The 21,922-nt window shown below is 27.5% G+C and carries 26 protein-coding genes and 1 pseudogene; 19 read left to right on the top strand and 8 right to left on the bottom strand.

The window, feature by feature from the left end:
• Positions 1-4 precede the first annotated feature (4 nt).
• The 14 genes and pseudogenes from OW730_RS21440 to OW730_RS21375 all read left to right on the top strand — a co-directional run.
• Entirely contained in the window at positions 5-1,309 is a 1,305-nt protein-coding gene (locus tag OW730_RS21440) for a hypothetical protein (protein WP_271226088.1), read from the top strand.
• Positions 1,310-1,321: 12 nt separating this feature from the next.
• Positions 1,322-2,371, top strand: coding sequence for a PD-(D/E)XK nuclease family protein (locus OW730_RS21435; RefSeq protein ID WP_271226087.1), 1,050 nt, complete (start codon positions 1,322-1,324; stop codon positions 2,369-2,371).
• 4 nt (positions 2,372-2,375) lie between these two features.
• A complete protein-coding gene (locus tag OW730_RS21430; RefSeq protein ID WP_271226086.1) occupies positions 2,376-2,903 on the top strand; it encodes a hypothetical protein in 528 nt (175 codons plus the stop codon).
• A gap of 85 nt (positions 2,904-2,988) precedes the next feature.
• Positions 2,989-3,765, top strand: coding sequence for a helix-turn-helix domain-containing protein (locus OW730_RS21425; RefSeq protein ID WP_271226085.1), 777 nt, complete (start codon positions 2,989-2,991; stop codon positions 3,763-3,765).
• A 110-nt stretch (positions 3,766-3,875) separates the two neighbouring features.
• Positions 3,876-5,351: an MATE family efflux transporter gene (locus OW730_RS21420; RefSeq protein ID WP_271226084.1), complete on the top strand. Its 1,476-nt coding sequence runs from the start codon at positions 3,876-3,878 to the stop codon at positions 5,349-5,351.
• A 91-nt stretch (positions 5,352-5,442) separates the two neighbouring features.
• Positions 5,443-6,576, top strand: a complete 1,134-nt coding sequence (locus OW730_RS21415; protein ID WP_271226083.1) for a dimethylarginine dimethylaminohydrolase family protein — start codon at positions 5,443-5,445, stop codon at positions 6,574-6,576.
• Positions 6,577-6,940: 364 nt separating this feature from the next.
• On the top strand, positions 6,941-7,225 hold the full coding sequence (locus OW730_RS21410; protein WP_271226082.1) for a hypothetical protein: 285 nt from the start codon (positions 6,941-6,943) through the stop codon (positions 7,223-7,225).
• A 25-nt stretch (positions 7,226-7,250) separates the two neighbouring features.
• Positions 7,251-7,610, top strand: coding sequence for an Imm51 family immunity protein (locus OW730_RS21405; RefSeq protein ID WP_271226081.1), 360 nt, complete (start codon positions 7,251-7,253; stop codon positions 7,608-7,610).
• 181 nt (positions 7,611-7,791) lie between these two features.
• Entirely contained in the window at positions 7,792-8,535 is a 744-nt protein-coding gene (locus OW730_RS21400; RefSeq protein WP_271226080.1) for a glycosyltransferase family protein, read from the top strand.
• 15 nt (positions 8,536-8,550) lie between these two features.
• Positions 8,551-9,294, top strand: a complete 744-nt coding sequence (locus OW730_RS21395; RefSeq protein ID WP_271226079.1) for an SDR family NAD(P)-dependent oxidoreductase — start codon at positions 8,551-8,553, stop codon at positions 9,292-9,294.
• Between the two features lie 2 nt (positions 9,295-9,296).
• Positions 9,297-9,995, top strand: coding sequence for a metallophosphoesterase family protein (locus tag OW730_RS21390; RefSeq protein WP_271226078.1), 699 nt, complete (start codon positions 9,297-9,299; stop codon positions 9,993-9,995).
• Positions 9,988-10,956 carry an ATP-grasp domain-containing protein gene (locus OW730_RS21385; protein WP_271226077.1) on the top strand — a complete coding sequence of 323 codons (969 nt, stop codon included), beginning with the start codon at positions 9,988-9,990 and terminating at the stop codon, positions 10,954-10,956. Before OW730_RS21390 ends, OW730_RS21385 begins: the two co-directional genes overlap by 8 nt.
• Before the next feature lie 21 nt (positions 10,957-10,977).
• Complete coding sequence (gene pseI, locus OW730_RS21380; protein WP_271226076.1) at positions 10,978-12,027, top strand: pseudaminic acid synthase; 1,050 nt, start codon at positions 10,978-10,980, stop codon at positions 12,025-12,027.
• A 41-nt stretch (positions 12,028-12,068) separates the two neighbouring features.
• Positions 12,069-12,371: pseudogene (locus OW730_RS21375) on the top strand (UDP-2,4-diacetamido-2,4,6-trideoxy-beta-L-altropyranose hydrolase); the annotation flags it as partial.
• 95 nt (positions 12,372-12,466) lie between these two features.
• Here OW730_RS21375 and OW730_RS21370 read toward each other — a convergent pair.
• The 8 genes from OW730_RS21370 to pseB all read right to left on the bottom strand — a co-directional run bounded on the left by OW730_RS21370 (position 12,467) and on the right by pseB (position 17,363).
• A complete protein-coding gene (locus OW730_RS21370) occupies positions 12,467-14,047 on the bottom strand; it encodes a motility associated factor glycosyltransferase family protein (protein ID WP_271226074.1) in 1,581 nt (526 codons plus the stop codon).
• Between the two features lie 141 nt (positions 14,048-14,188).
• On the bottom strand, positions 14,189-14,491 hold the full coding sequence (locus OW730_RS21365; RefSeq protein WP_271226073.1) for a hypothetical protein: 303 nt from the start codon (positions 14,489-14,491) through the stop codon (positions 14,189-14,191).
• 174 nt (positions 14,492-14,665) lie between these two features.
• Positions 14,666-14,962 (bottom strand): hypothetical protein, encoded by a 297-nt coding sequence (locus tag OW730_RS21360; RefSeq protein WP_271226072.1) that lies wholly within the window; start codon positions 14,960-14,962, stop codon positions 14,666-14,668.
• Entirely contained in the window at positions 14,959-15,174 is a 216-nt protein-coding gene (locus OW730_RS21355; protein WP_271226071.1) for a hypothetical protein, read from the bottom strand. The genes OW730_RS21360 and OW730_RS21355 overlap by 4 nt, the downstream gene beginning before the upstream one ends.
• A 45-nt stretch (positions 15,175-15,219) precedes the next feature.
• A complete protein-coding gene (locus OW730_RS21350; RefSeq protein WP_271226070.1) occupies positions 15,220-15,534 on the bottom strand; it encodes a hypothetical protein in 315 nt (104 codons plus the stop codon).
• 14 nt (positions 15,535-15,548) lie between these two features.
• Positions 15,549-15,848 carry a hypothetical protein gene (locus tag OW730_RS21345; RefSeq protein WP_271226069.1) on the bottom strand — a complete coding sequence of 100 codons (300 nt, stop codon included), beginning with the start codon at positions 15,846-15,848 and terminating at the stop codon, positions 15,549-15,551.
• Positions 15,849-16,097: 249 nt separating this feature from the next.
• On the bottom strand, positions 16,098-16,286 hold the full coding sequence (locus OW730_RS21340) for a DegT/DnrJ/EryC1/StrS family aminotransferase (RefSeq protein WP_333781234.1): 189 nt from the start codon (positions 16,284-16,286) through the stop codon (positions 16,098-16,100).
• A 69-nt stretch (positions 16,287-16,355) separates the two neighbouring features.
• Positions 16,356-17,363 (bottom strand): UDP-N-acetylglucosamine 4,6-dehydratase (inverting), encoded by a 1,008-nt coding sequence (pseB, locus tag OW730_RS21335; protein WP_271226068.1) that lies wholly within the window; start codon positions 17,361-17,363, stop codon positions 16,356-16,358.
• A 346-nt stretch (positions 17,364-17,709) separates the two neighbouring features.
• On the opposite strand from pseB, the gene OW730_RS21330 reads away from it, so the two are divergent.
• The 5 genes from OW730_RS21330 to OW730_RS21310 all read left to right on the top strand — a co-directional run bounded on the left by OW730_RS21330 (position 17,710) and on the right by OW730_RS21310 (position 21,902).
• Complete coding sequence (locus tag OW730_RS21330; protein WP_271226067.1) at positions 17,710-19,050, top strand: diguanylate cyclase domain-containing protein; 1,341 nt, start codon at positions 17,710-17,712, stop codon at positions 19,048-19,050.
• Positions 19,051-19,785 (top strand): Rpn family recombination-promoting nuclease/putative transposase, encoded by a 735-nt coding sequence (locus OW730_RS21325; protein ID WP_271226066.1) that lies wholly within the window; start codon positions 19,051-19,053, stop codon positions 19,783-19,785.
• A gap of 189 nt (positions 19,786-19,974) precedes the next feature.
• Entirely contained in the window at positions 19,975-20,664 is a 690-nt protein-coding gene (locus OW730_RS21320; protein WP_271226065.1) for a plasmid pRiA4b ORF-3 family protein, read from the top strand.
• A 93-nt stretch (positions 20,665-20,757) separates the two neighbouring features.
• The gene (locus OW730_RS21315) at positions 20,758-20,886 is read left to right on the top strand and encodes a hypothetical protein (protein WP_271226064.1); all 129 of its coding nucleotides are present in this window, start codon (positions 20,758-20,760) and stop codon (positions 20,884-20,886) included.
• 14 nt (positions 20,887-20,900) lie between these two features.
• A complete protein-coding gene (locus OW730_RS21310) occupies positions 20,901-21,902 on the top strand; it encodes a DUF5050 domain-containing protein (protein WP_271226063.1) in 1,002 nt (333 codons plus the stop codon).
• Positions 21,903-21,922: the final 20 nt, after the last annotated feature.

Raw genomic sequence — 21,922 nt, 5'->3', positions numbered from 1 at the left:
AGGAATGGACTTTATAGATACATTTAATAATTTCATTATTTTTTATACTATATTCAATATATGTTTTAGATCTATTAATTATTTTGTAGTAACAGTAGTACTTAATATTTTAAGAGAATTTGCTTATTATATTAATAATAAAACAAAAGTAATAATTAAAAATAAAATTAATAAAAGAATAAATATTTCTAAGTTAGAAAGCTGTATAGCGTTAGAAAGTTATTTCAGATTAAGGATATTTCTAATAAATATAGATAGGGTTATAGTTAAATATTTTCAATTTTTATCAAGTGGATATTTTAGTGTAAGGGAAAATATTATGAAATCTACAATTGAATTAGTAAAGTCTGCATTTAAACCCTGCTTATTTAATGTATTATGTGGAATATATGTTAATTATTTTATATTAAATAATAATAATTTTATAACTTCGTTTTATAGCAGTTATTATAGTGTACATGATATAATCAGTAATTTTAATGTTTATATTGATCAACTTGATAAAAAGTATAAAGATTTTATGATTATAATTATTTTTGTCCCTTTTTTTAAAAGTATTTATGATTTTATTTATTTTAGGTTTAAGAATCAATATAATAAAGAAGAAATAAGAAATAGGTTTAGAACTATGATAGATAATATTTATAATAATATTAAACAAAGTAATTATTTGACTTATCGAAGAATAGACGAAGTAGTTAAGAATATTACTTTTAATATAGGTTTTAATTTTAAAGATTCAAAATTGAATCCAATAAAAGAGAGAAATATATCTTTTGATGAAGAAAATAAAGTGAAGTTTTTTAAGATATCACATGATATAGAGAGGAACTATAAGATTATTAAAGATATTCATAATCAAGACAATAGTATTAATTCAACAAAAATTACTGTCATAAGAGAGTATTTATGGGAGGAGTTAAATTGGTTTTATAATATAGAAAGGGTTGAAAAAAAAGTCTTAGATTATCAAGAATGTTCAGTTACGTATAAAAAGTGCAGAGGATATTTTGAAAAGAATGAAAATCAAATATATAAACATTTATTTACTAATGCAAGAGTTATTAATAAAGAACCCTTGAAAAGGTTAGAGTATTATATTAAAGAAGTTGAAGATTATTTAGTTAAATATAAAGAAGATATAAATGAATATATTTTTAAATTACTAGTTGTTAGAGTCGCTACAGTAAGATTTTATCCAGAATTAATGAAAATCTTTTATTCGAGAGATTTGTTATATTTAGCTGTTTCAATTATAAAATTAGCATTCATGAAGTATTTTATAATTTTAAAAACTATTTTATACTAAGAAATTAAATGTATGGGGGTCAGACCCCAAGGAAATAAAAAAGGAGGAATAAATATCAGCAGTATATTTAATAGGTTATTAAGTTTATACAGTAAAAATAGTAACGCTAATAAAACTCCATTAGAGGATTTTACAACTGAGATTTTAGTGGGCTTATTAGAAAGTGATGCAAGCTTATTAGATAAGTTTACTAACAATATTCTAGATGTACAAGGAGAAAATTTTAGAATTAGATCTCAAAAAAAGTATTATGTAAAAGATGATATGGATTGTATTATTGATGTTGTTATAGAGAATGATGAGGTTCTTTGTTTCCTTGAAAATAAAGTGAATTCTAAAGAGGGATATAAACAACTACAAAGATACACAACTCTATTAAACAATATTGAAAAAGAACAAAATAAAAAAGTATATTTAAGATATTGTACTAAATATTATGATGAAAAAGATATTACAGATATTGATTTTAAGCAATTTAGATGGAATCATATTTATAAATTTTTAAGTGATTACAGTGAGGATAAATTTGTTAAAGAATATATGGATTTTTTAAGGAGTGAGAATATGGCAGGAGCAGATAATTTCAATATTCAAGATTTGATGGTATTGAGTAATATTAATTCAACTTTTTCTAAAATAAATCAGTGTATAGATACTATAAAGCCTAAATTTAAAGAACTTTTTGGACAACCATCTAGGTCTACTGGTGTGAATACATTAGGAGAGAATAATGGATATTGGATTTGGAGTAATAAGAAGCTGGCAGATGGACAAGTTGTTATAAATTTAGGGTTTTGGTTTGAAGACGGTCATGAGATTCCTGCTTTATGTGTAGAATTAGAGTATGGTAAGAGTAAATCTAAATATGAAGAACTTAAAAGAGTAATTAAGGAAATGGGGATTGATGATATGAAAGAGGAAGAGGGAAAAGCATCAGTATGGTTTTCTGAGGATTTATCAAGTTTCTTTAAATATGATAATCAATTAGAAAGAATAGAAGAGTGGTTTGTTGAAAAGTTAGATATTATAGATAAGTTGTTAAGAAAGGTTGGGGGAAACTAAAAAAATGAATAAGCGGATGATATTTAGTAATATTGAACAAGTAAAAAGTTGTAGAGAAAAGATAGTAAGGATAACAAATGAAAAAGTAAAAGAATTATTAAATATAGGAACAGGGTTAGAGTTACTCCGTCAGGTGAAATTCACTCAAAATGGGTATGACCCACTATTTGAAAAACCTTTAAATTTTATAGAACAGACTAATCAAACATTTACATACTTAGTATCATTAGCAGCGCTTGAACATTTGTTAACACTTTACCCGAATAGATCTTTTAGTGTTAATTTTGGAACAAGCCCAGGTTATGATATAGAATCAGAGGATGGGAGTATTATCTGTGAATGTTTTGCTGCAACTGCACCAGATAGCAATTATAAACTTAAAAAGGATGTAGAAAGATTAGTTAATAATCAATTATCAACTAAAAAATATGTTATTTATTATGCTGAAATACAAAAAGAAAAGCATGTAGATAATATAAGGAATAAATACAAAGAAGTGGAAATAATTTCATTAAGTTCATTGGGGATATGATATTAGATTAATTAAATACATCATGTATAAATAGACTAATTGCCTATAGTACATATCACTATCTTAATTAAACAGGAGTATAACAATGAGAGAATACTTAACTATTGGAGAAGTTTCAAAATTATTAAATATATCCGCTTATAATATAAGGTACTATGAAAAAGAAGGATTAGTAAAAGCTTCACATGTATCTGATAGTGGATATAGGTTATATAGTTATGAGGATGTTTACATTTTAAATACCATCATAATTTTAAGAGAGAGTGGTCTTTCAATTAAGGAAGTAAAAAAACTAATTAATAATTATAATAAAGAGAGTTATATACAAGCTATGAAAAAATCATATGAAAAATTAGATAAGGAAATAAATCGCTTAAAATTACTTAAAGATGATATCAATGAAAGTTTAGAAATTATAGACAAGTATGAGAAAAACAAAGAGACATTTAGCTTTAAAGATTTCCCTGAAAGAAGATTTGTTTGTATTAAAAAAAGTGATTATGAAATGGATTATTCAATTAAAGAAATTTATGATATTTGTGATGAGAATAGAATTGATATGTCAGTAATGTATAAAAGAGATTTCTATTACATTTTAGAGGAGAATCAAATAAGCGTTTGTCTACTAGATGATAATCAATATAATCTTAAGTCAATGATTTATAAAAAAGGAAAATATTTAAGATATAGTTTTTTTGTAAATAATGATATGGAAATAGAAGGACGAATGGAAGAAATGTTTGAGTATATTAATAAGAATAATATAGAGTATGAAGGGGATCCGATTCTAATAATTGGCTTAAAAGCTTCAATGATAAGTGAATCAGGGTATATAGGAGAATTGCAAATAAAAATTAAATAGTAAAAATAAATGTGAAAATGCTCTTGAAAATAGGGCATTTCTTTTTTTGAAAAAACTCTTGACCTTAGAGTTACTCTAAAGTGTATGATTTAAGGGAAGTGGTGATTTCCATGAAAGTATATATTATTAAAGCATGTGCTGAAAGGATGGTTAAGGAATATAAAAAAATATATGACTGCGCTGCTAAAGGAGGAGTGAGTAATATTAATAATGATGTACAAAATACAACAAATATAGATTTTATATTAAATGAAAAACCAATAAAGGTACTAGTAAAATTAGGAATCCCCGCTATACTAATGGCACTTTTAGATGAACTAAATAGTTTTATTGATGCTATATTTATGGGGCAATACTTTGGGAGTGATGCAGTATCATCTATGTCAATAATCTTACCTATTATGTTATTAATGGTGGCTTTTGGCACATTGTTTTCAGAGGGTACCTCAATAGCAATAGGCAGATATCTTGGTGCAAAAAATATACAAAAAGCTAATGAGTATCTTACAAATACAGTTGTAATTACTGCGATTTCAAGTGCTGTTTGTGGTGTAATATTCTATTTTTTAACACCAGTAGTTATAAGAATATTTGATGTTTCAGAAGGTGTTAGATATTTTGCAGATATATATTTGCGAATACTAAGTTTAGGAATGCCAATATTTATGCTGGTTATAGTCCTTGCTAAAAATGTATACACCGAAGGCAAAACATCTTATCTGCTTATTACTACATTCATACAGTTAGGGTTAAATATTATTATTAATTATGTATTGATTGGTATATTAAGGTTTGGTGTTAAGGGAGCAGCGTTGGGGACGCTTCTATCAGAACTTTTGCAAATTAGTATGCTAATTAAATATATTAATTCAAATAAAATGGCAATGAAATTTAGCTTTAAAGAGTTACGTTTAAATAAAGCTTATTTTAAAGAAGTTATTAGTTTAGGGTTACCCATATTTTTATCCATGATATTGTTAGCTATTACAATGGGAATAGAAAGTAAAATAATAGCTAAGTTTGGGACAGCAGCACTTAGTGTGCAGACTATTACAGGCTATGCTTTTTCAATAAGTAGTTCTATTGCAGGCGGGATAATGAGTGTTTCAGTAGTTATCCTTTCATATAGTGTAGGGGCAAAAAAAATTAAAAGATTTTATGAAATTCTAAAATATTCAGTATTGGTTGTATTCATAGTTGTTACAAGTGTAAATCTAATATTAGTTATAAACAGTAGTCTCGTAGTAAGGATGTTTACTAATTCATCAAATGTAATTAATCTCATTAAGATTCCAGCTTTGATATATGGTCTTACAGCACCATTAATATTTACAACAAATGTTGTGTTATATGCAATGCAGCCTGTAGGTATGGAAAAAACATCGTCGATTCTTTTTGCATTACAACAAGTTCTAATGTTTATGCCATTACTTTTTATATTAAAAGAATTCGGGCTTGTATGTGCATTATCTGCTCAACCATTATCAGAAGTAATAGGAGGTATAATTACGATTATTCTTATACCTTTGTTTATAAAAAGAACAAATAATTATTTTATAAAGAAAAAGGAGGTAGATAATACATAAGAGTACGTATAACCTTTAATAAATAGAATATTCAATATAAAACAAGTGTAATTTAGTTTACATAAATCAACATTATGTGGAGGTTAAGAGAATGAAGAAAAAATCAATGAATCTGTTAGGAGTTGTTTTATTAATGGTAGCAATACTTGCTGGATGTGTACATAAAACTTCTTCACATGGAGTATCTGAAGAAAAAAAAGCTTCAAGTATTGAAAAAAAGAACAATGTTTATGTAGAAAGCGAGTTTGCCCCATTAAAACGTGTGGTACTTACACAATCTGAAGTTATGGATGATATGGAGTTAGGCGATATAGATGAAGACATGGATGATGACGAAATGGTTGGAGATATATATGAATCGGATGAGAAGGAAGAAATTTTTAGCATGTCACCAGAAGAATATAAGAAAGCATGGGAAACAGAACGTGATAATCTTAAAAAAGTATTAGAAAAATATGGAGTTGAAGTACTGAGACCACGCCTTCTCACGAGTACTGAAAAGGAACTAGGAAAAGTAAGAAACGGTTTTACAGATGGAACAGGTGTAACAAACTGTTTTGCAAGAGATCCCTTTTTTACAATTGGTAATCATATAATTGAAGGTTCTTTTAACATTATTAGTAGACGATTGGAAGTATTGCCCATTCGAGATATTTTAATCAGTGAAGCAAATAAAAATAATAGTTATTACGTTGCCGTGCCACAACCAGATATTTCTGAAGGTTTAGAATCTGCTAAAGGCCCATTTCTAGAAGGGGGAGATATCCTGGTCTACGGCAAGACAGTATTTGTTGGAAATTCAGAACGAGCTTCTAACAAGGCGGGAATCACATGGTTAAGAAATTATCTTTCTCATTTTGATTATAAGGTGGTTGAAGTGAAATTGGATCCGGACATTTATCATCTTGACTGTGCTTTGAGTCTTGTTAGAGAAGGACTTATGATTGTATGTGAAGATGCTCTTCCAAATGGAATTCCGGATGAGTTGAAGTCTTGGGATAAAATTGAGGTTTCATATGATGATGCACTAAGAACTGCTATAAATGGTCTTCCAATAAATGAAAAAGTATATGTAGCCGATATTGCGTTTAAGGATTCAATAGGAAAAGAATTAGAAAAGAGAGGCATTACTGTTGAATATATTGATTTCAAAATATCAAGGAGCCTAGATGGAGCGTTTCGTTGTAGTACACAGCCGCTTCTTAGACAAAGTGATAGTAAATAAATCAACCAGAACAAATCTATTCCACTGACAGAGTCAGAGTACAACATCATTAGTGCCAATAATAAAGCCGTGCATTTTTGCATGGCTTTATCTTATTTATGCAAACAGTAGTAATATTGAAAAAACACATAATAATTCCATATATTGGACTGATTTAATCGAATTTGAAAGTTTTTGAAGATATTTATAGTTAGTAAATTATTTTATAATATGTTAATCTTAAATTGTTAATAAATTAACAAGATGTAAAGTGAAAAATGATTAAAATCTGAATCATATTAGGGGGCATATAAATGAGTTATCAAAAATATTTTATTGATTTTCATGAAAGATAGAATCAAGTCTTGAGCTTAAAGAAGATTTAATGACAAAAATAAATAATATATTTGAATGTAACTATTATAGAAAACAATTAATACGAGTTATTGATTATTTGACAATATGGCAATCCTTGAATATGAGTAATAGTAAAAGAATATCTATGGAAACTAATCAAAAGGTTTGTGAATTATATAACACATTAAATACAGTATCTAATGAAGATAATAAACTTAAAGGATGCGAATTTCTGAAAGAAATGTTCGGTAAAAACTTTTATGTTTCTTCAAAAATTGCTTACTACATGAAAATAACATGCATTGTTGTATAAAAAATAGATATAGAGGTGAGTGAAAATGAGTAATTATTTTAATATTGTAAAACAAGAAGATTCTGTTTCAGATGTTTTTAACATTGAAGAAGATAAGGTTTTTCATATAGTACATAAAATCAACCAAATAAAAGAAGAAGCATATATGAACGGATATAATCGGGAGGAATTATTAAATTATTATTTAGAAGAAAAGTTTGCAAATTTACTTGATGAGATGGACGTAGATTCAGAGGTAAGTACATATGTAGAATATTATCCCTTAACAAAAGCTAAGATTGAAAAATCAAAGAATGCAGTGAGTCTGATAACAGAATTTATAGAAAATCAAGAAAAGTTATATGAGTTTGTTTTAGAAAATAATTATGAAATAGTATGGTATTAGAATTTAATTAATATTAAAGAGAAATATTCTTATAAAGTTAAACTTAAATAAAAGGAAAGTTAAAAGTCATAGCCAGTAAGGTGGGTTATGACTTTTTTTTGCTAATTTAAAAACATATTTTCTACAAATATCTAATAGAATATAGGGATTACAAATTAATTAATATAGAAGGCAGGCTAATATGAAAGTAGTATGTATAATACAAGCAAGAATGGGATCAAGTAGATTACCTGGCAAAGTATTAAAAAAAATTGTTGATAAATCTGTACTAGAACATGATATTTATAGATTAAGAAAAGCAAAGAACATTGATGAAATAGTTATAGCAACTACAATTGAGAATAGAGATAATGCTATAGTTGAAGAAGCCAAGAATCTAGGGGTAAGGTATTATAGAGGTTCTGAACTTGATGTTTTAGAAAGATATTATTATGCAGCAAAAGAAACTCAAGCTCATATTGTAGTAAGGGTGACTAGTGATTGTCCCTGCATAGATCCAATTTTAATAGATGAGATAATTAATAAATTTAAAATAGAGTTTTTAGAAGGAAATTTAGATTATATAAATAACACTTTAGAATTATCTTTTCCAAGGGGCTATGATGTAGAAGTGTTTTCATTTAAGGTTTTGGAGATAGCTTATAATAATGCAAAAGAAAAGTTTGAAAGAGAACATGTTACACCATATATATACTGTAATAAAGATAAGTTTAAGGTTCAGGTGTATAAGAGTGATGTAGATTACTCAAATATTAGAGTTACATTAGATACTGAAGAAGATTTAAATGTAATTACAAAGGTGTATGAAAAATTGTATAAGGAAAATAAGTGTTTTGGGTTACAAGATGTAATAAATTTATATAATAGTAATCCAAAAATATTTGCTATTAATCAGAAAATAATTCAAAAAAAATTTAGTGAGTAAAAATAGGTGAGAATTATGAGAAGTTTTGTTGTTACTGGAGTTACCAATGGATTAGGCAATGAACTTATAAGATTATTTCATGAACTTAATATAGGTAAATTATATTTATTAGGAAGAAAAATTCATAGAATCCAGTCAGTTGTAAAGAGTGCCAAACTATATGAAGTAGATTTTAGTAAACTGGATATAGATGTATTAGAGAAGTTAATGAAAGATGTATTTCGAAAAATTACCAATAATGATGAAGTCATCTTTATAAATTGCGCAGGGGTAGTAAATCCCATAGAATTTGTTGAAAACATTACAAATGATCAACTACTAACTAGCTTTAATGTTAATTTGGTTTGGCCTTGTATGCTAATTAAAGAATTGGTAAAGGAAGTTCAAAAAAAGAATTGCGATTTTAGAATTATAAATATTAGTTCAGGTGTAGCTTATAAACCGCTTCCAGGTTGGTCACTGTATTCTACATCAAAAGCATCAATTAATATTTTTCTTGAGACATTAGCTCAGGAAAAGAGGCATTATAAAATTGTTTCTGTGGATCCTGGAGTTATGGATACAAATATGCAAAGAGAGATTAGAAGTGTAGAAAAAAAAGATAAAGAATTTAAGTATTTAAAGGATTTTAGAGAATTTAAAGAAAAAAATCTTTTAGTTTCACCCAAAGAAGTAGCTAATAAAATTTTAATGACATATGTTCAAAATTGGAAAGCTAGCAACAGTTATGAAAAAATTTCTATGTATAATGAGGAATAAAGATGAAAATAGTAATATTTGGAGATATACATGGTAATAGGTATGCATTTGATTGTTTTTTAGATGAGATTAAAAAGATTGATTCAGAATATATTTTTTTCACAGGAGATATAATGGGGTATTATTATAATCAATCCTATATAGTAAGAAAATTAGCATCTATAGATAAGTTAATAAGCGTTTTAGGAAATCATGACAAGATGTATTTAGATGCTAATAATAATGAGGATGATTTAATAAAATTGTCTAATAAGTACGGTAGAAGTTATATTTTATGTAGTAAAGATACTTTTATAAGTGAATATCTCAGAAAGCAAAAAGAAAAGGTTGATATTACAATCGTAAATAGGCGTATAATACTAGTTCATGGCAGTATTGACAATTTTATAAATGGAAGAATATACCCAGATAAAGTTGGTGAATTATCAGAGATTATAAATGTAGATTATGTGCTATTTGGTCATACTCATTATAGAATGAATGAGAAAATTGGAAATACACGATGGGTAAATCCAGGTTCATTGGGACAACCTAGAGACGGAAAAGAACCCAGTTACTGTATTATTGATTTAGAAAATGATACTGTAGAATATAAAACAATTTTTTATAATAAAAAATTATTGTTAGAGGAAATTAGAAATAATGATCCGGATAATATTTATTTGAAAGAGGTATTGTTTAGGAGGGATAGTGATGAGTAATAATAATAGGGTGATTTTGGTTACTGGTGTTGGTGGAGATATTGGACAAAGTGTAGTTAAGTGCATTAAAAGAAGAACTAATGACAAAGTAATTGGATGTGATATTGATTATTATGGGGGAGGAAAAGCTTTTGTAGATAAGTTCTATGTAGCGCCTAGAGTATCAGAAGGGGATAGATATATTGATTTTATTAAATTTGTAGTTAGAGAAGAAAAGATATCTCATATAATACCTATAACTGAGTATGAAATAAAGTTATTTACAGATAAAAAAATAGAAAAGTTATTTAAAGAAGTTAAGGTTGTAATAAATAATCAATTTATTACAAGTACATTTTTAGATAAATATAAAACAATAGAGTTCTTTATGGAAAATCAAATTTCTTATCCTAAAACTATTCCTTTAGATCAGTATAATAATGAATTCCAGTACCCAGTTATTATAAAGGAGAAATCCTCTAGAGGGGGAAAAGGAGTATATATTGTTAATTGTGATAGAGAGCTAGAACAATATACTAAAGAAAAGAAAGATGCATTAGTGCAAGAGTTTATAGGAAATGAAGACGAAGAGTATACTATGGCTGTATTCTCTGATGGGAAGAATGTTAACTGTATAGCTTTTAGAAGGATTTTAGGATATGGAAGTTTAAGTAAATTTGTTCAGTTAATTAATGATGAGAAAATAATGGCTTTAGGTAAGAAGATTGCAGAAAAAACACAATTAAAAGGATCTATTAATGTGCAAATGAGAAAATGCAATGGAGAGTATATACCCTTTGAAGTTAATCCGAGAATTTCCAGTACGGTAGCTTTTAGAGATCATTTTGGATTTAAAGATGTAATATGGTGGTTGGAGTTAGTAGATAATGAAAATATTGAGATTAAGTACAAAACTAAGTATTCTAAGGGAATTGGTGTTAGAGTAGTTGATGAAGTATATTTCGATTTACAAGAAAAATAGAAATATCATAAGGAGATAGAAATGAAAGCTATTAAAATAGGAAATAAATTAATTGGTAACGATAATCCTGTATTTATAATAGCAGAAGTATCAGCTAACCATGGACATGATATAGAAATTGTAAAAAAGATGGTTAGAGCAGCTAAAGAAGCTGGAGCAGATGCAATAAAATTGCAAACATATACAGCGGATACTTTAACAATTGATTGTAATAATGATTACTTTAAGATTAAACAAGGAACCTTATGGGATGGAAGATATTTATATGATTTATATAAGGAAGCGTATATGCCATGGGAATGGCATAAAGAAATATTTGATTATGCTAATTCATTGGATATAATATGTTTTTCAACTCCATTTGATTTTTCAGCTGTAGATTATCTAGAAAAATTAAATGTTCCAGCATATAAAATAGCTTCTTTTGAAATAACTGATATACCCTTAATTGAGTATGCTGCATCAAAAGCTAAACCTATGATTTTATCAACAGGAATAGCTACAATACAAGAAATACAGGAAGCAGTAGAAGCGTGTAAAAGAATGGGTAATAATAATATAATTTTATTGAAGTGTACTAGTGCATATCCAGCTCCTTTAGAGGAAATGAATTTAAAGACTATTCCTAATTTAAGTGAAACTTTTAATGTGGTAGCTGGATTGTCAGACCATTCAATGGGAACTACGGTACCTGTAGCATCTGTTGCAATAGGTGCTAAAGTTATAGAAAAACATTTTATATTAGATAAAAAGATTGGTGGACCTGATGCTGCATTTTCATTAGATTTAGATGAATTAAAAGAAATGATTAAAAGTGTTCGTGAGGTTGAGGTTGCATTAGGAAGTATAAATTATACTTTAAGTAATAAAACATTAAAAAATAGAGAATTTTCAAGGTCTTTATTTATAGTTGAGGATGTTAAAGCAGGAGAGGAAATAAAAAGGGAGAATTTAAGATCCATAAGGCCTGGGTATGGATTAGCGCCTAAATATTATTATGATGTTATAGGAAAGAGATTTAAAGAAGATTATAAAAAAGGAACACCATTAAAATGGGAGTATATTAAATAAATAGGTGATATTATGAAAATTGCAATAAGAGCAGATGGTGGATTAAAAAATGTGATTTAGCGATTTCAGCATGTGGAAGTACTTTATATGAACTTGCTGTGTTAGGAATTCCAACATTAGGTATAATAATAGCAGATAACCAAGAAAATATAGCTAAAAAGATGAGTCAGGAAGGTCTTATTTATAATTTAGGTTGGTATCATACCTTAGAAAAAGATAAAATATTATATATTATAAATAAAGATTTTAATGTAGAAAATAGAATAGAATTAAATAATAAGTTGATAAAATATATTAATAAAAATGGTATTGAAGATTTAGTGAAGGGAATTGTAACCTTGTAGAATCATATCTTCAACTTGATGAAATTTAAAGGCCAATATGACATGTGCTAATAAAGCGCAAAATATAATAATGTCTTGCGCTTTTAATTTATCCCTTAAATTTCGGAATGAATTTCTATTAAAAGTGTAATTAAATCATCTATATAATTCTTGAAAATTGAACTTTGATACATTAAGTTTTTACTTAATACTGGGTAATCTTTAACCAAAACTTTAAAATACCTCTCTTTAACTTCAAATAAAAATTCTTCGATATAACCTCTAAATACTATAGTATCATTACTATTTAAGAAATTATTTAAATCATCTGTCATCTTATAAAAATAAGTTGTTCCTTCAGCGATTGAGTGTTTACCTTTTGTTATTTCTATTAAAATCTTTTTATGAATTGTGAACTTACCTATATATTGTTCTAACATTCCTCTTAAACCTAAAATATATTTTTCTAACTCTATGGTAGGTTTTATTGTATCTTCAACATCATTAAAATTAGGTTTTTCTAAATTATAATTATGATTTTGCAAAACCTTTTCTAATGGTTTATAGATACTTCCTATAATATGAGCCCCTTTAGAACTATTAATGAAATTAAAGTCGCCCTTAACTTTTTCTATAAAAAGTTCCATAGCTAGCTTATAAATATATAATAAATTATCAGTATATATATCTTTACCAAATACATCTTTAATTTTGAGACTACCTATTTTTTCTGTTCTGGTATTCTCTTTTGAATCAAATGTTGAACAATCGCTATGGGGTTTATTGTCTTTATAGGCGAAATCTTGTCCTAAGAAAATTACATCTGTACATCCTAAACAACAAGCTATATGAGTCATGGGATGGGCAACAGAGCCACCTGAAAAACATAAAAGCATGTTCTTTAACCCTTTTATATTACAAAAACTTCCCATTGTTGAAAATATTTTTGGTCCCTTATAATTATCTACTAACTTACTATTGCTATGCTCAAAAAATATTAAAGGAATATTTAAATAATTATAGTCCTTAATCATATTAAAGGTTAATTCTTGGGGGTCAACAGATACTACAAAGTCTGGTATAATATCTGCTTCTACTAAAGGTTTTAAAGTTCTATTTCCACAAATAATGAGAAAGTTTTTTAGTCTATTTTTATATTTGATAAGTGTTTTCATGTTTTCATCTAAGGAAGGACCAGCAGATATTATGAGAGCTGGGATATTTTTATAATAATCTAGAAGATTATCAAAACAGGTACTAGTGTATATATGATTTACATTTGAAATGAAATTTTTAAAATAAAGTTCTTTGAAAGTTTTAAAGGTACTTACAAAAACTTGTGCTTTATAATAATAATAGTCAATTGACCCATAAAACAACTTGGTTTGAACGGGGTACTTAGATTCATATTCTTCTAAATGGTTAGCAAATATATTAAGAAAGTTTCTAGTTTTAATATTTTCACTTAAGATATTATTTATATTTTCTTCACTAAATAAACTTAATTTAATATTATCAGTATTTATTTTATCTATATAATCATTATAAACATCTTCATCAACTTCAAAAATAAATACTTTATTTTTATCGGTAATAATAGATGAAAGGGATTCTAAATAATTATCAATTCCTAATATAAATATAGTTGAATCATACCTTAACTCATCTAAAAATTTAAAAAAATTATTAAAATTCATAACCACTCTCCTATAATTAAGAATGAATTCATACTTGAGTATTAGTTTAGATATTAAACATTATTGACTTATTATTTATTTTATTGTGCTTTAAATTAAGTAAGAACACCTGAGTGTTCCTACTTTTTAAATATTTTAGTATTATGATACTGGCGTAGTTACTTCAAATGCATAAACCTGTGTTCCAGAAAGTATAGGAAGAGATACTCCATATTCTCCATTGGTATCTGTAAAAACAACTCCCAAATAAGTGGAAGCCCCTGAAGCTGAAGCTCTTCTTTTTACTTCTACCCCAGCATTAGTTAAAAGGTTTCCAGAACCATCTGTAACAGTACCTATAACAATAGTTCTATTCCAATCCGATAATGCTAAGGAGGCGGCTGTTGTTGTACTTGCATTTACTGTTGATGTCACTAATCTAGTTCCTGGTCTATAAGAAGGCATAAATAAACATCTCCTTTTCCTTAGTTACCAGTTATTAATAATTTAATTAATAACATACTACATATTATTCATGTTTTATTATTTTGGTACGAATTAAGATTTGATTTTTGACTATAAAATTAAATGAACCTATCAAAATCAAAGTCTATCCTCAATAAATTTATATACATTTTGCTATTCTAATGGGCCTAGGGAAGAATATACATTAAATGTATAAATATTATTAGGATTTATATCTAGCAACAAGCCATACGCTCCTAATTCATTAGTTACTGTAATTCCTAAATGTTTATACACATCATCTTTTGAATTATATTCTATTATTTCCAATGCGGCAAATGGATATGGGCTTCCAGAAGGAGATTTTACATATCCTTTTATTAATTTTAATGTTGAGCATGTGTTTATAACATACGATTTTTCAACAATTGGATTACAGTTTGAATTACTATTTATATCTTCCTTGATCATAGTTTTATTCTAAATCTGCATTTTTTCTTGTTATCTTTATTTTTCTTGGTGTCTGTATTGTTAATTTCAACAGCTATTTTAATGTTTACAGGCTGGCCATTTTTCATGTCTTCTGCGGTTAATATATTACTTGATTCTTGTCCATTTATTGTAATTTTACTAATTTTTAATTTTTTTTCATCTGCACGCTTTGTTTTTTTAAAAAAAAGCATATAAATATCCTCCTTTTAGCTATGGAACAAGGTGAAAATTTCTTTCTAACAAATTGGTACTAGTGGATTAAATATAGTTATTGAGTACTCTATATCACAATCATTTTTTAAAGATATGCAAAATTGTCCTTTAGAGTTTGTTTTTACATAACCGAGATCCTTTTGATAGGGTGAATAATCATCATTATAATGAACAGTTAGTAGTACAATAGCATTTTCTACTGGAATAGAGCATTTATCGATTACAGTTCCTTTTAGTAAATATTCATCATTTGTATATTCTATTGTATACATCCTTTCTACAACACAATTGCAATTTTGTGTGTTAGAATTTACACTTGGATTACAATCTATCATCACAATAATCGTCCTCCTTACTCATATAACCCTGAGTATACATTGAGTTTATACTGCAAATAAGGTCTAGAAGGTAATGAAACGCCAAATTCTCCGTTTTCATCACAAAACGTTATACCAAGAGATATTTCTGTATTTGTAGTTGTATTTATAGAGATAATTTCAATACCGGCATTTTCTAGCCCCTGATTATCGCTGTTAACCACTAAACCTTTTAATAAAGTTTGGTTTAATTCCTCAAACTCAAAGTTTAAACATGTTTTTTTTACTAATTCTGATCCAGAAATATTAAAATTAATGGTTTTGTAGCTTGTCATTTAATCACCAAACTTTTATATACAACTGTATATTATTATAGTATTTAAATTATGGTAGTTTTGATTATAAAAAATAAAAATTTGTCTAAACAATAAGCTCTACTAATTCACAATAGACCAAATGCTAGATTATAGAGATTCCATAGTGAAATTTGAATCTCTATAGCAGAGCAATTTATTGAACATTCTTAAACTCTATAATAGTTTAATACTTTATTTACAGCTTCTACTACATGATTTAAATCATCATCAGTCATATGTTGTAATTGTCTTAACTGGATGAAAGCTAAAGGTTGTCATGTGAGATACTGTACCCACAGCCCTTCCTTTATATTTTGTACCAAATGCATGGGAGGCATCTTCTATTACAATTAAATTATTTTTTTTAGCAACCTCATTTATTTTATCTAAATCAGCTACTTGTCCAGTAAAATCCACTATTATAATCGCTTTAGTATTAGGTGTTATTTTTTAACTATTCAGTGAGATAATTAAAAAATAACTAATCTATAATAAATTTAGACTATGAAGCTCTTTTTGTAGATCTTCAACATTGAGCCAATGCTTATTGTTTCCTGAACTATACTCAAATCCATAAGGCAAAGGAACGCCACCTTCTTTTGAGTATTTTGATATATCCAACCAATCAAAATTTGGATATATTATATAATAATTATCATATTCATAAGTATACCTTGAGTCCTCTTTACTTATCATTACCTCGTGTAACTTTTCTCCTTCTCTTATACCAACTTCTTTTGTAGTTGCGTTAGGAAGCATTGCGTAAGCTAAATCTACAATCTTAAAAGATGGAATTTTTGAAATATATATTTCACCACCTACAGATTCTTTAATAGCCTTTATTACAAGGTCTATACCTTCATCTAAGCTTATCCAAAATCTAGTCATTTCGTAATCTGTTATTGGTAGTTCAGTATATCCTTGAGTTATTAGATTCTTGAAGTAAGGAATAACAGAACCTCTGCTTCCGGATACATTTCCATATCTAACTATTGAAAAAATGGTTTTAGTTGGTCTTGAATATGCATTAGCAGATATAAAAAGCTTATCTGATACTAACTTTGTTCCACCATACAAATTAACTGGATTTACAGCCTTATCAGTGGATAATGCTATAACTTTTTTTACGCCTCTATCTAAAGCGGCATCAATAATATTTTCAGCTCCATATACATTGGTCTTTATAGCCTCAATTGGATTATATTCACATGCAGGTACTTGTTTCATTGCTGCAGCATGAATTACATAATCAACACCATCAAAAGCACGAAGAAGTCTACTTTTATCTCGTACATCTCCTATAAAAAATCTTACTTTACTAACTTTATCTTTCATATTAATAGTTAAATATTTTCTGAATAAATCTTGCTTATATTCATCTCTAGAAAAAATAATTATTTTCTTAGGATTATATGTTTTTAGAAGTCGTTTTGTGAAGTTTTGACCAAAAGAACCTGTACCACCAGTTATTAATATGACTTTTTCATTAAACATTTGTGTACTCCTTTGTTAAATAATAATATGGTAATTGTAGTATTCGGATATATCTAAGATAGAAAATTTAACTATATAATAATAGTATTCTTTTTCATTTTATTTGTTACTTTAGGAATTCGAAGACACAAAAATGTTTTTGGTGATACAGGATACTATTTTGCTATAATCTGACCGTCTTGGTTACGTGAAAAAATCAGTGCAAAATTCCTATGGATATAGTAATATTTTAATTAGGTATATAATAATGATTCATCATTTTACATACAAAATTTGTTTGATTTTAGTGAATAAAATCACTTTCGCTTAATTTATTAAGTTGGTAAAAAAATATGGAGGAATTATATTGAATATTAAGATAAAGAAGCAAGAGTTTATATACTCTTTGTGTATAGGGATTTTAACATGTATTGTAGTTGGTACATTATTTTTTCTAGGTATTGATATTATAGAAAATAGGGATAAAAACAGGGAAAGATTAGAGGTATTGGAAAGATTCCTAAGATTTCAATCTGAAACTCATGCTACAATAAGTGATAGTATAAATTTACTAGAAGGATATATGGCATATATAAAAACAAATCCAAATATATCAGAAGAAGATACAAATAGATATTTAGAGCAGTTATTATCAAAAAAAGCAACTCTTATAAGAAACATAGCGATTATTAAGGAAACTACAATTATATGGAATTATCCAATACAAGACAATGAAAAAGCTATAGGTGTAGATTTAACAACTATGCCTAGACAGAAAGATGAGGTACTAAAGGTTAAAGAATCCTTAAAGGGCATGTTTACAGGTCCCATTGATTTAGTACAAGGAGGAGTAGGATTCATTGCACGTTTACCAATTGTCATTGAAGGAAAATACTGGGGACAGATTAGTGTTGTTTTAGATGCAGATAAATATCTTAAACATATAGATAAAATAGCAAAAGAAGTAAATCTCAATGTAGCTATTTACAATAAAGAGGATTTTTTATTATCACCATTTTATGGTGATGGTGAAATAATCAATAGAGAGGGTGTAACTCTAGAAATAGAAGTATTTAACAATGTATGGGAGGTTGTTATAGAACCTTTGGATGGATGGGAAGAATATGAAAGCAAAATTCTGATTTTGAAAGTGTTAGCGATACTAGTAAGCGCTATAATAGGATTCTTTTTATATATAATTTTATATACAAGGTATCAGTTAAACTATCAAGCCATGAATGATCAATTAACGGGACTATACAACAGACATGCTTTAGAATATTATTATCAGAGTGTATTAAAAAAAGCAGAAGCAAACAATAAATTGATTGGCATATTCTTAATAGATATTAATGACTTTAAAAAAATAAATGATAATTATGGACACAAAGTAGGAGACTTAGTTTTGATTGAATTTTCAAAGAGATTAAAAGCTATTGGAATAAAAGAAAAAAGATTATTTAGACTTGGTGGGGATGAATTTTTAATCTTGGTTCCAGGAATTAAAGATCTGAAAGATATGGAAAATGTTGATAGAATAATAAGAGAAGAATCCACTTTTAGATTTAATTATGAAAATATAGACATGGAGGTTTTTCTTAGTATAGGGCTTGCTGCTTATCCAATAGATGGAGACACTCTAGAACGGGTTATGAATATAGCAGATACAAGGATGTATGAGGAGAAAAGATTAACAAAAAGTATTTAGTTGTATGATATAGAGGTTCAAATTAATGAGATGAATGACTTCAGAAAGAGATCATTGTACTACTGGAGTAGGTTATATGGAGAAACTATATCAAATGCTGGTAAGTATATAAATTTAAAGAAATGTGTTGTAATAAGTTTATTAGATTTTAAGCTTTTCAAGGAGAATGATAATTACCATAATATATTCAAGGTTAAGGAAAAAGATCAAGAGTTTCTGTTAGTTGATGATTTGGAAATACATTATATCGAATTGCCAAAATATAAATTAGAAAATAAAGATAAAACAACACTTGATAAATGGTTAAGATTTATAGAATATGCAGCGGAGAATAGAAAGGATGAACTTATTGAAATGGCAGGTGAAGAGGAGGTGTATAGGTTGGCTGCTGATAGATTAAAGAAGTTAAGTGCAGATGAAATTAAGCAACAAGAATATTATGCAAGGGAAAAGGCTTGGTTAGATGCAAGGTCAACAGCTGCTTTTTTTGAGGAAAAAGAACGTAAAGCAGAGGAACGAGGTCTAAAAAGAGGAATTGAAAGAGGAATTGAGCAAGGAATTGAACAAGGAATTGAGCAAGGAATTGAACAAGGAATTGAACAAGGAATTGAACAAGGAATTGAACAAGCAAAGGTAGAGGTTGCTAGAAAATTATTGGATATTCTAGATGATGAAACAATTTCAGTAAAGGTAGGTATTTCAATAGAGGAAGTAAAGAGATTGAGAGAAGAGTAAACTATTTGAAATTTATAAGAGGAACTTCATGTGTGTTTTGATGATACATGGGGTTCTTTTATTAAATAAATATGAAAAACCAATGATTAAGCAATAAACAGTTAATATTTAATTTGAACTTATTAAGATTAAAATATACACTAGTAGTAGCAATAGTATTTGTTATTTAAAGTTACAGGAGGATAATTTATGAAAGCTTATAAAATAAAAATAGAGTTTATAGGAACAGAACCACTAATTTGGAGAGAGGTTATCATGCCTGCTGGTGCTACATTTAATAGGTTGCATGATACTATACAAACTGTGACGAATTTTCAAAGTGGATATCCAGATGAACCTTGTCACTTATTTGAGTTTAATTTGAGTGAAGAAAAGATGAAGATTACAAATGATAGCGAAGCATACGATGAAAATAAGATAATTAAATCAAAATATAAAAAAGTAAAACTAGATAAGAAAAAGGATCCTTTTGGAATTATAGCAAAGCATCTTAATACAACAATAAGAAAACCTCAAAGTATTAAAATTGATAAATACATAGAGAAATACGAGAAGCTTAACTATAGATATGATTTTGGGGATGATTGGCGTATGCTTATTACTTTAGAAGAAATAATTGAAGATTATTACTATGGGTATCCAACACTTATTGATGGTGCGGAAACTGCACCACCAGAAGATGTGGGTGGTGTTTTAGGATATTATGAATTCTTTAAAGTTTATCATGATGAGAATCATCCAGACTATGAGAATATAAAAAAATGGGCTGAAGAACAGCGATATAGAGAATATGATAATGAATGGACCAATATAATGTTAAAACATATAAAGTATAAAAAAACTGAGTGGGACAAAATTAACGAAGCTGATAAACATTAGGAGGATGATTTTCAGGCAGCCGTAGACATTATTGAGAATGATGATGAATATATACTTGTTCCTATTGCAGATGATATTAGGGAATATGATATTGTGGAGAACTTTTGTTATTCGTATGAGGATAAAAAGATAAAAAAGGAGTTATGTAGTTCTATCAATGGTAGAGGTGATTTTCTTATGTTGAAAGAAATTATTTATGAAAAATGGATAGATGATAAATGAAAAAGGGGAATTTTATGAGAGTAAAATATATAAGTGTAATTATAATTCTTTCATTATTGTTGTGTGGATGTACAAATTATATATCAGATAATCATAGTTTTGGTACTGATTCTATAAATGCAGGGGAATTTAGCTTTATAGTGAAAGATGAAGAAGGTAATATTTATTATCAAGATGGAGAAAATTCTAATTCAATTTCTAGATATGATGGAAACATTAAAGAGACTTATACTGGTACCTATGGTATGAGTTTAAACATATATCAGGACTATTTATACTATAGAGACTTTAAAAACGGACTAAAACTTATGAGACTAGAGATAAATAATCCCGATAATAGGCAGGAAATTACAGATATAAATACTCATCAGAGCATAGTTATTGATAATCATATATATGCAAATATACTTGATTTAAAATGTGATAAAGAAGATGGATTATATAGAATAAGTTTAGATGGTTCCAAGAAAAAAAGATTAGTTAAAGACAGTATAAACGATATGCAGTACGATTCAAATTACTTATATTATTGCAGTCAAACTGAGGGGAAATTGTTTAGAATCGATTTGAACGGCAGCAATAAATCCGAAATTTTGATTAAAGATTCAGGAAAATTTATTGCAACAACACACTTTATAGTAGATGATGGATGGATATACTTTGAAAATTTAAATACTAATAGAGGTGGATATTTTAATGCAGTAAGTAGTGAATTAGGAATTTGCAGAGTGAAATCAGATGGTACAAATTTTGAGGAACTAGTTGATGGTCATATTTGCAATATTTATGAAGATAATGGACAGAAGTATTTACTGTACACTAATGATGACAAGCTGAGTATGTTGAATTTAGATACTAAAGAAACAGAATTCTTGTTTAGTGGAAAAATAACTGCAGTTAATGTTTTTGAAGATGAAGTATATATGCTTAACTGGCAGAATGAAACTAACAAGTCTGTGATTTATAAAATAAATATAAAAGACAGAGAAATAAGAATTTTAGGTGAGAATAAGTGATTTAAGAACAAAGGGTTGTC

The sequence above is a fragment of the Oceanirhabdus sp. W0125-5 genome (assembly GCF_027938815.1).
Lineage (GTDB): Bacteria > Bacillota > Clostridia > Clostridiales > Clostridiaceae > Oceanirhabdus.
This window is presented reverse-complemented; position numbering and strand designations above follow the sequence as displayed.

Coding starts and splice junctions, on each gene's coding strand:
- OW730_RS21440 (WP_271226088.1), top strand. CDS start 5: ATGGACTTTATAGATACATTTAATAATTTCATTATTTTTTATACTATA.
- OW730_RS21435 (WP_271226087.1), top strand. CDS start 1,322: ATGGGGGTCAGACCCCAAGGAAATAAAAAAGGAGGAATAAATATCAGC.
- OW730_RS21430 (WP_271226086.1), top strand. CDS start 2,376: ATGAATAAGCGGATGATATTTAGTAATATTGAACAAGTAAAAAGTTGT.
- OW730_RS21425 (WP_271226085.1), top strand. CDS start 2,989: ATGAGAGAATACTTAACTATTGGAGAAGTTTCAAAATTATTAAATATA.
- OW730_RS21420 (WP_271226084.1), top strand. CDS start 3,876: ATGAAAGTATATATTATTAAAGCATGTGCTGAAAGGATGGTTAAGGAA.
- OW730_RS21415 (WP_271226083.1), top strand. CDS start 5,443: ATGAAGAAAAAATCAATGAATCTGTTAGGAGTTGTTTTATTAATGGTA.
- OW730_RS21410 (WP_271226082.1), top strand. CDS start 6,941: ATGACAAAAATAAATAATATATTTGAATGTAACTATTATAGAAAACAA.
- OW730_RS21405 (WP_271226081.1), top strand. CDS start 7,251: ATGAGTAATTATTTTAATATTGTAAAACAAGAAGATTCTGTTTCAGAT.
- OW730_RS21400 (WP_271226080.1), top strand. CDS start 7,792: ATGAAAGTAGTATGTATAATACAAGCAAGAATGGGATCAAGTAGATTA.
- OW730_RS21395 (WP_271226079.1), top strand. CDS start 8,551: ATGAGAAGTTTTGTTGTTACTGGAGTTACCAATGGATTAGGCAATGAA.
- OW730_RS21390 (WP_271226078.1), top strand. CDS start 9,297: ATGAAAATAGTAATATTTGGAGATATACATGGTAATAGGTATGCATTT.
- OW730_RS21385 (WP_271226077.1), top strand. CDS start 9,988: ATGAGTAATAATAATAGGGTGATTTTGGTTACTGGTGTTGGTGGAGAT.
- pseI (WP_271226076.1), top strand. CDS start 10,978: ATGAAAGCTATTAAAATAGGAAATAAATTAATTGGTAACGATAATCCT.
- OW730_RS21370 (WP_271226074.1), bottom strand. CDS start 14,047: ATGAATTTTAATAATTTTTTTAAATTTTTAGATGAGTTAAGGTATGAT.
- OW730_RS21365 (WP_271226073.1), bottom strand. CDS start 14,491: ATGCCTTCTTATAGACCAGGAACTAGATTAGTGACATCAACAGTAAAT.
- OW730_RS21360 (WP_271226072.1), bottom strand. CDS start 14,962: ATGATCAAGGAAGATATAAATAGTAATTCAAACTGTAATCCAATTGTT.
- OW730_RS21355 (WP_271226071.1), bottom strand. CDS start 15,174: ATGCTTTTTTTTAAAAAAACAAAGCGTGCAGATGAAAAAAAATTAAAA.
- OW730_RS21345 (WP_271226069.1), bottom strand. CDS start 15,848: ATGACAAGCTACAAAACCATTAATTTTAATATTTCTGGATCAGAATTA.
- pseB (WP_271226068.1), bottom strand. CDS start 17,363: ATGTTTAATGAAAAAGTCATATTAATAACTGGTGGTACAGGTTCTTTT.
- OW730_RS21320 (WP_271226065.1), top strand. CDS start 19,975: ATGAAAGCTTATAAAATAAAAATAGAGTTTATAGGAACAGAACCACTA.
- OW730_RS21310 (WP_271226063.1), top strand. CDS start 20,901: ATGAGAGTAAAATATATAAGTGTAATTATAATTCTTTCATTATTGTTG.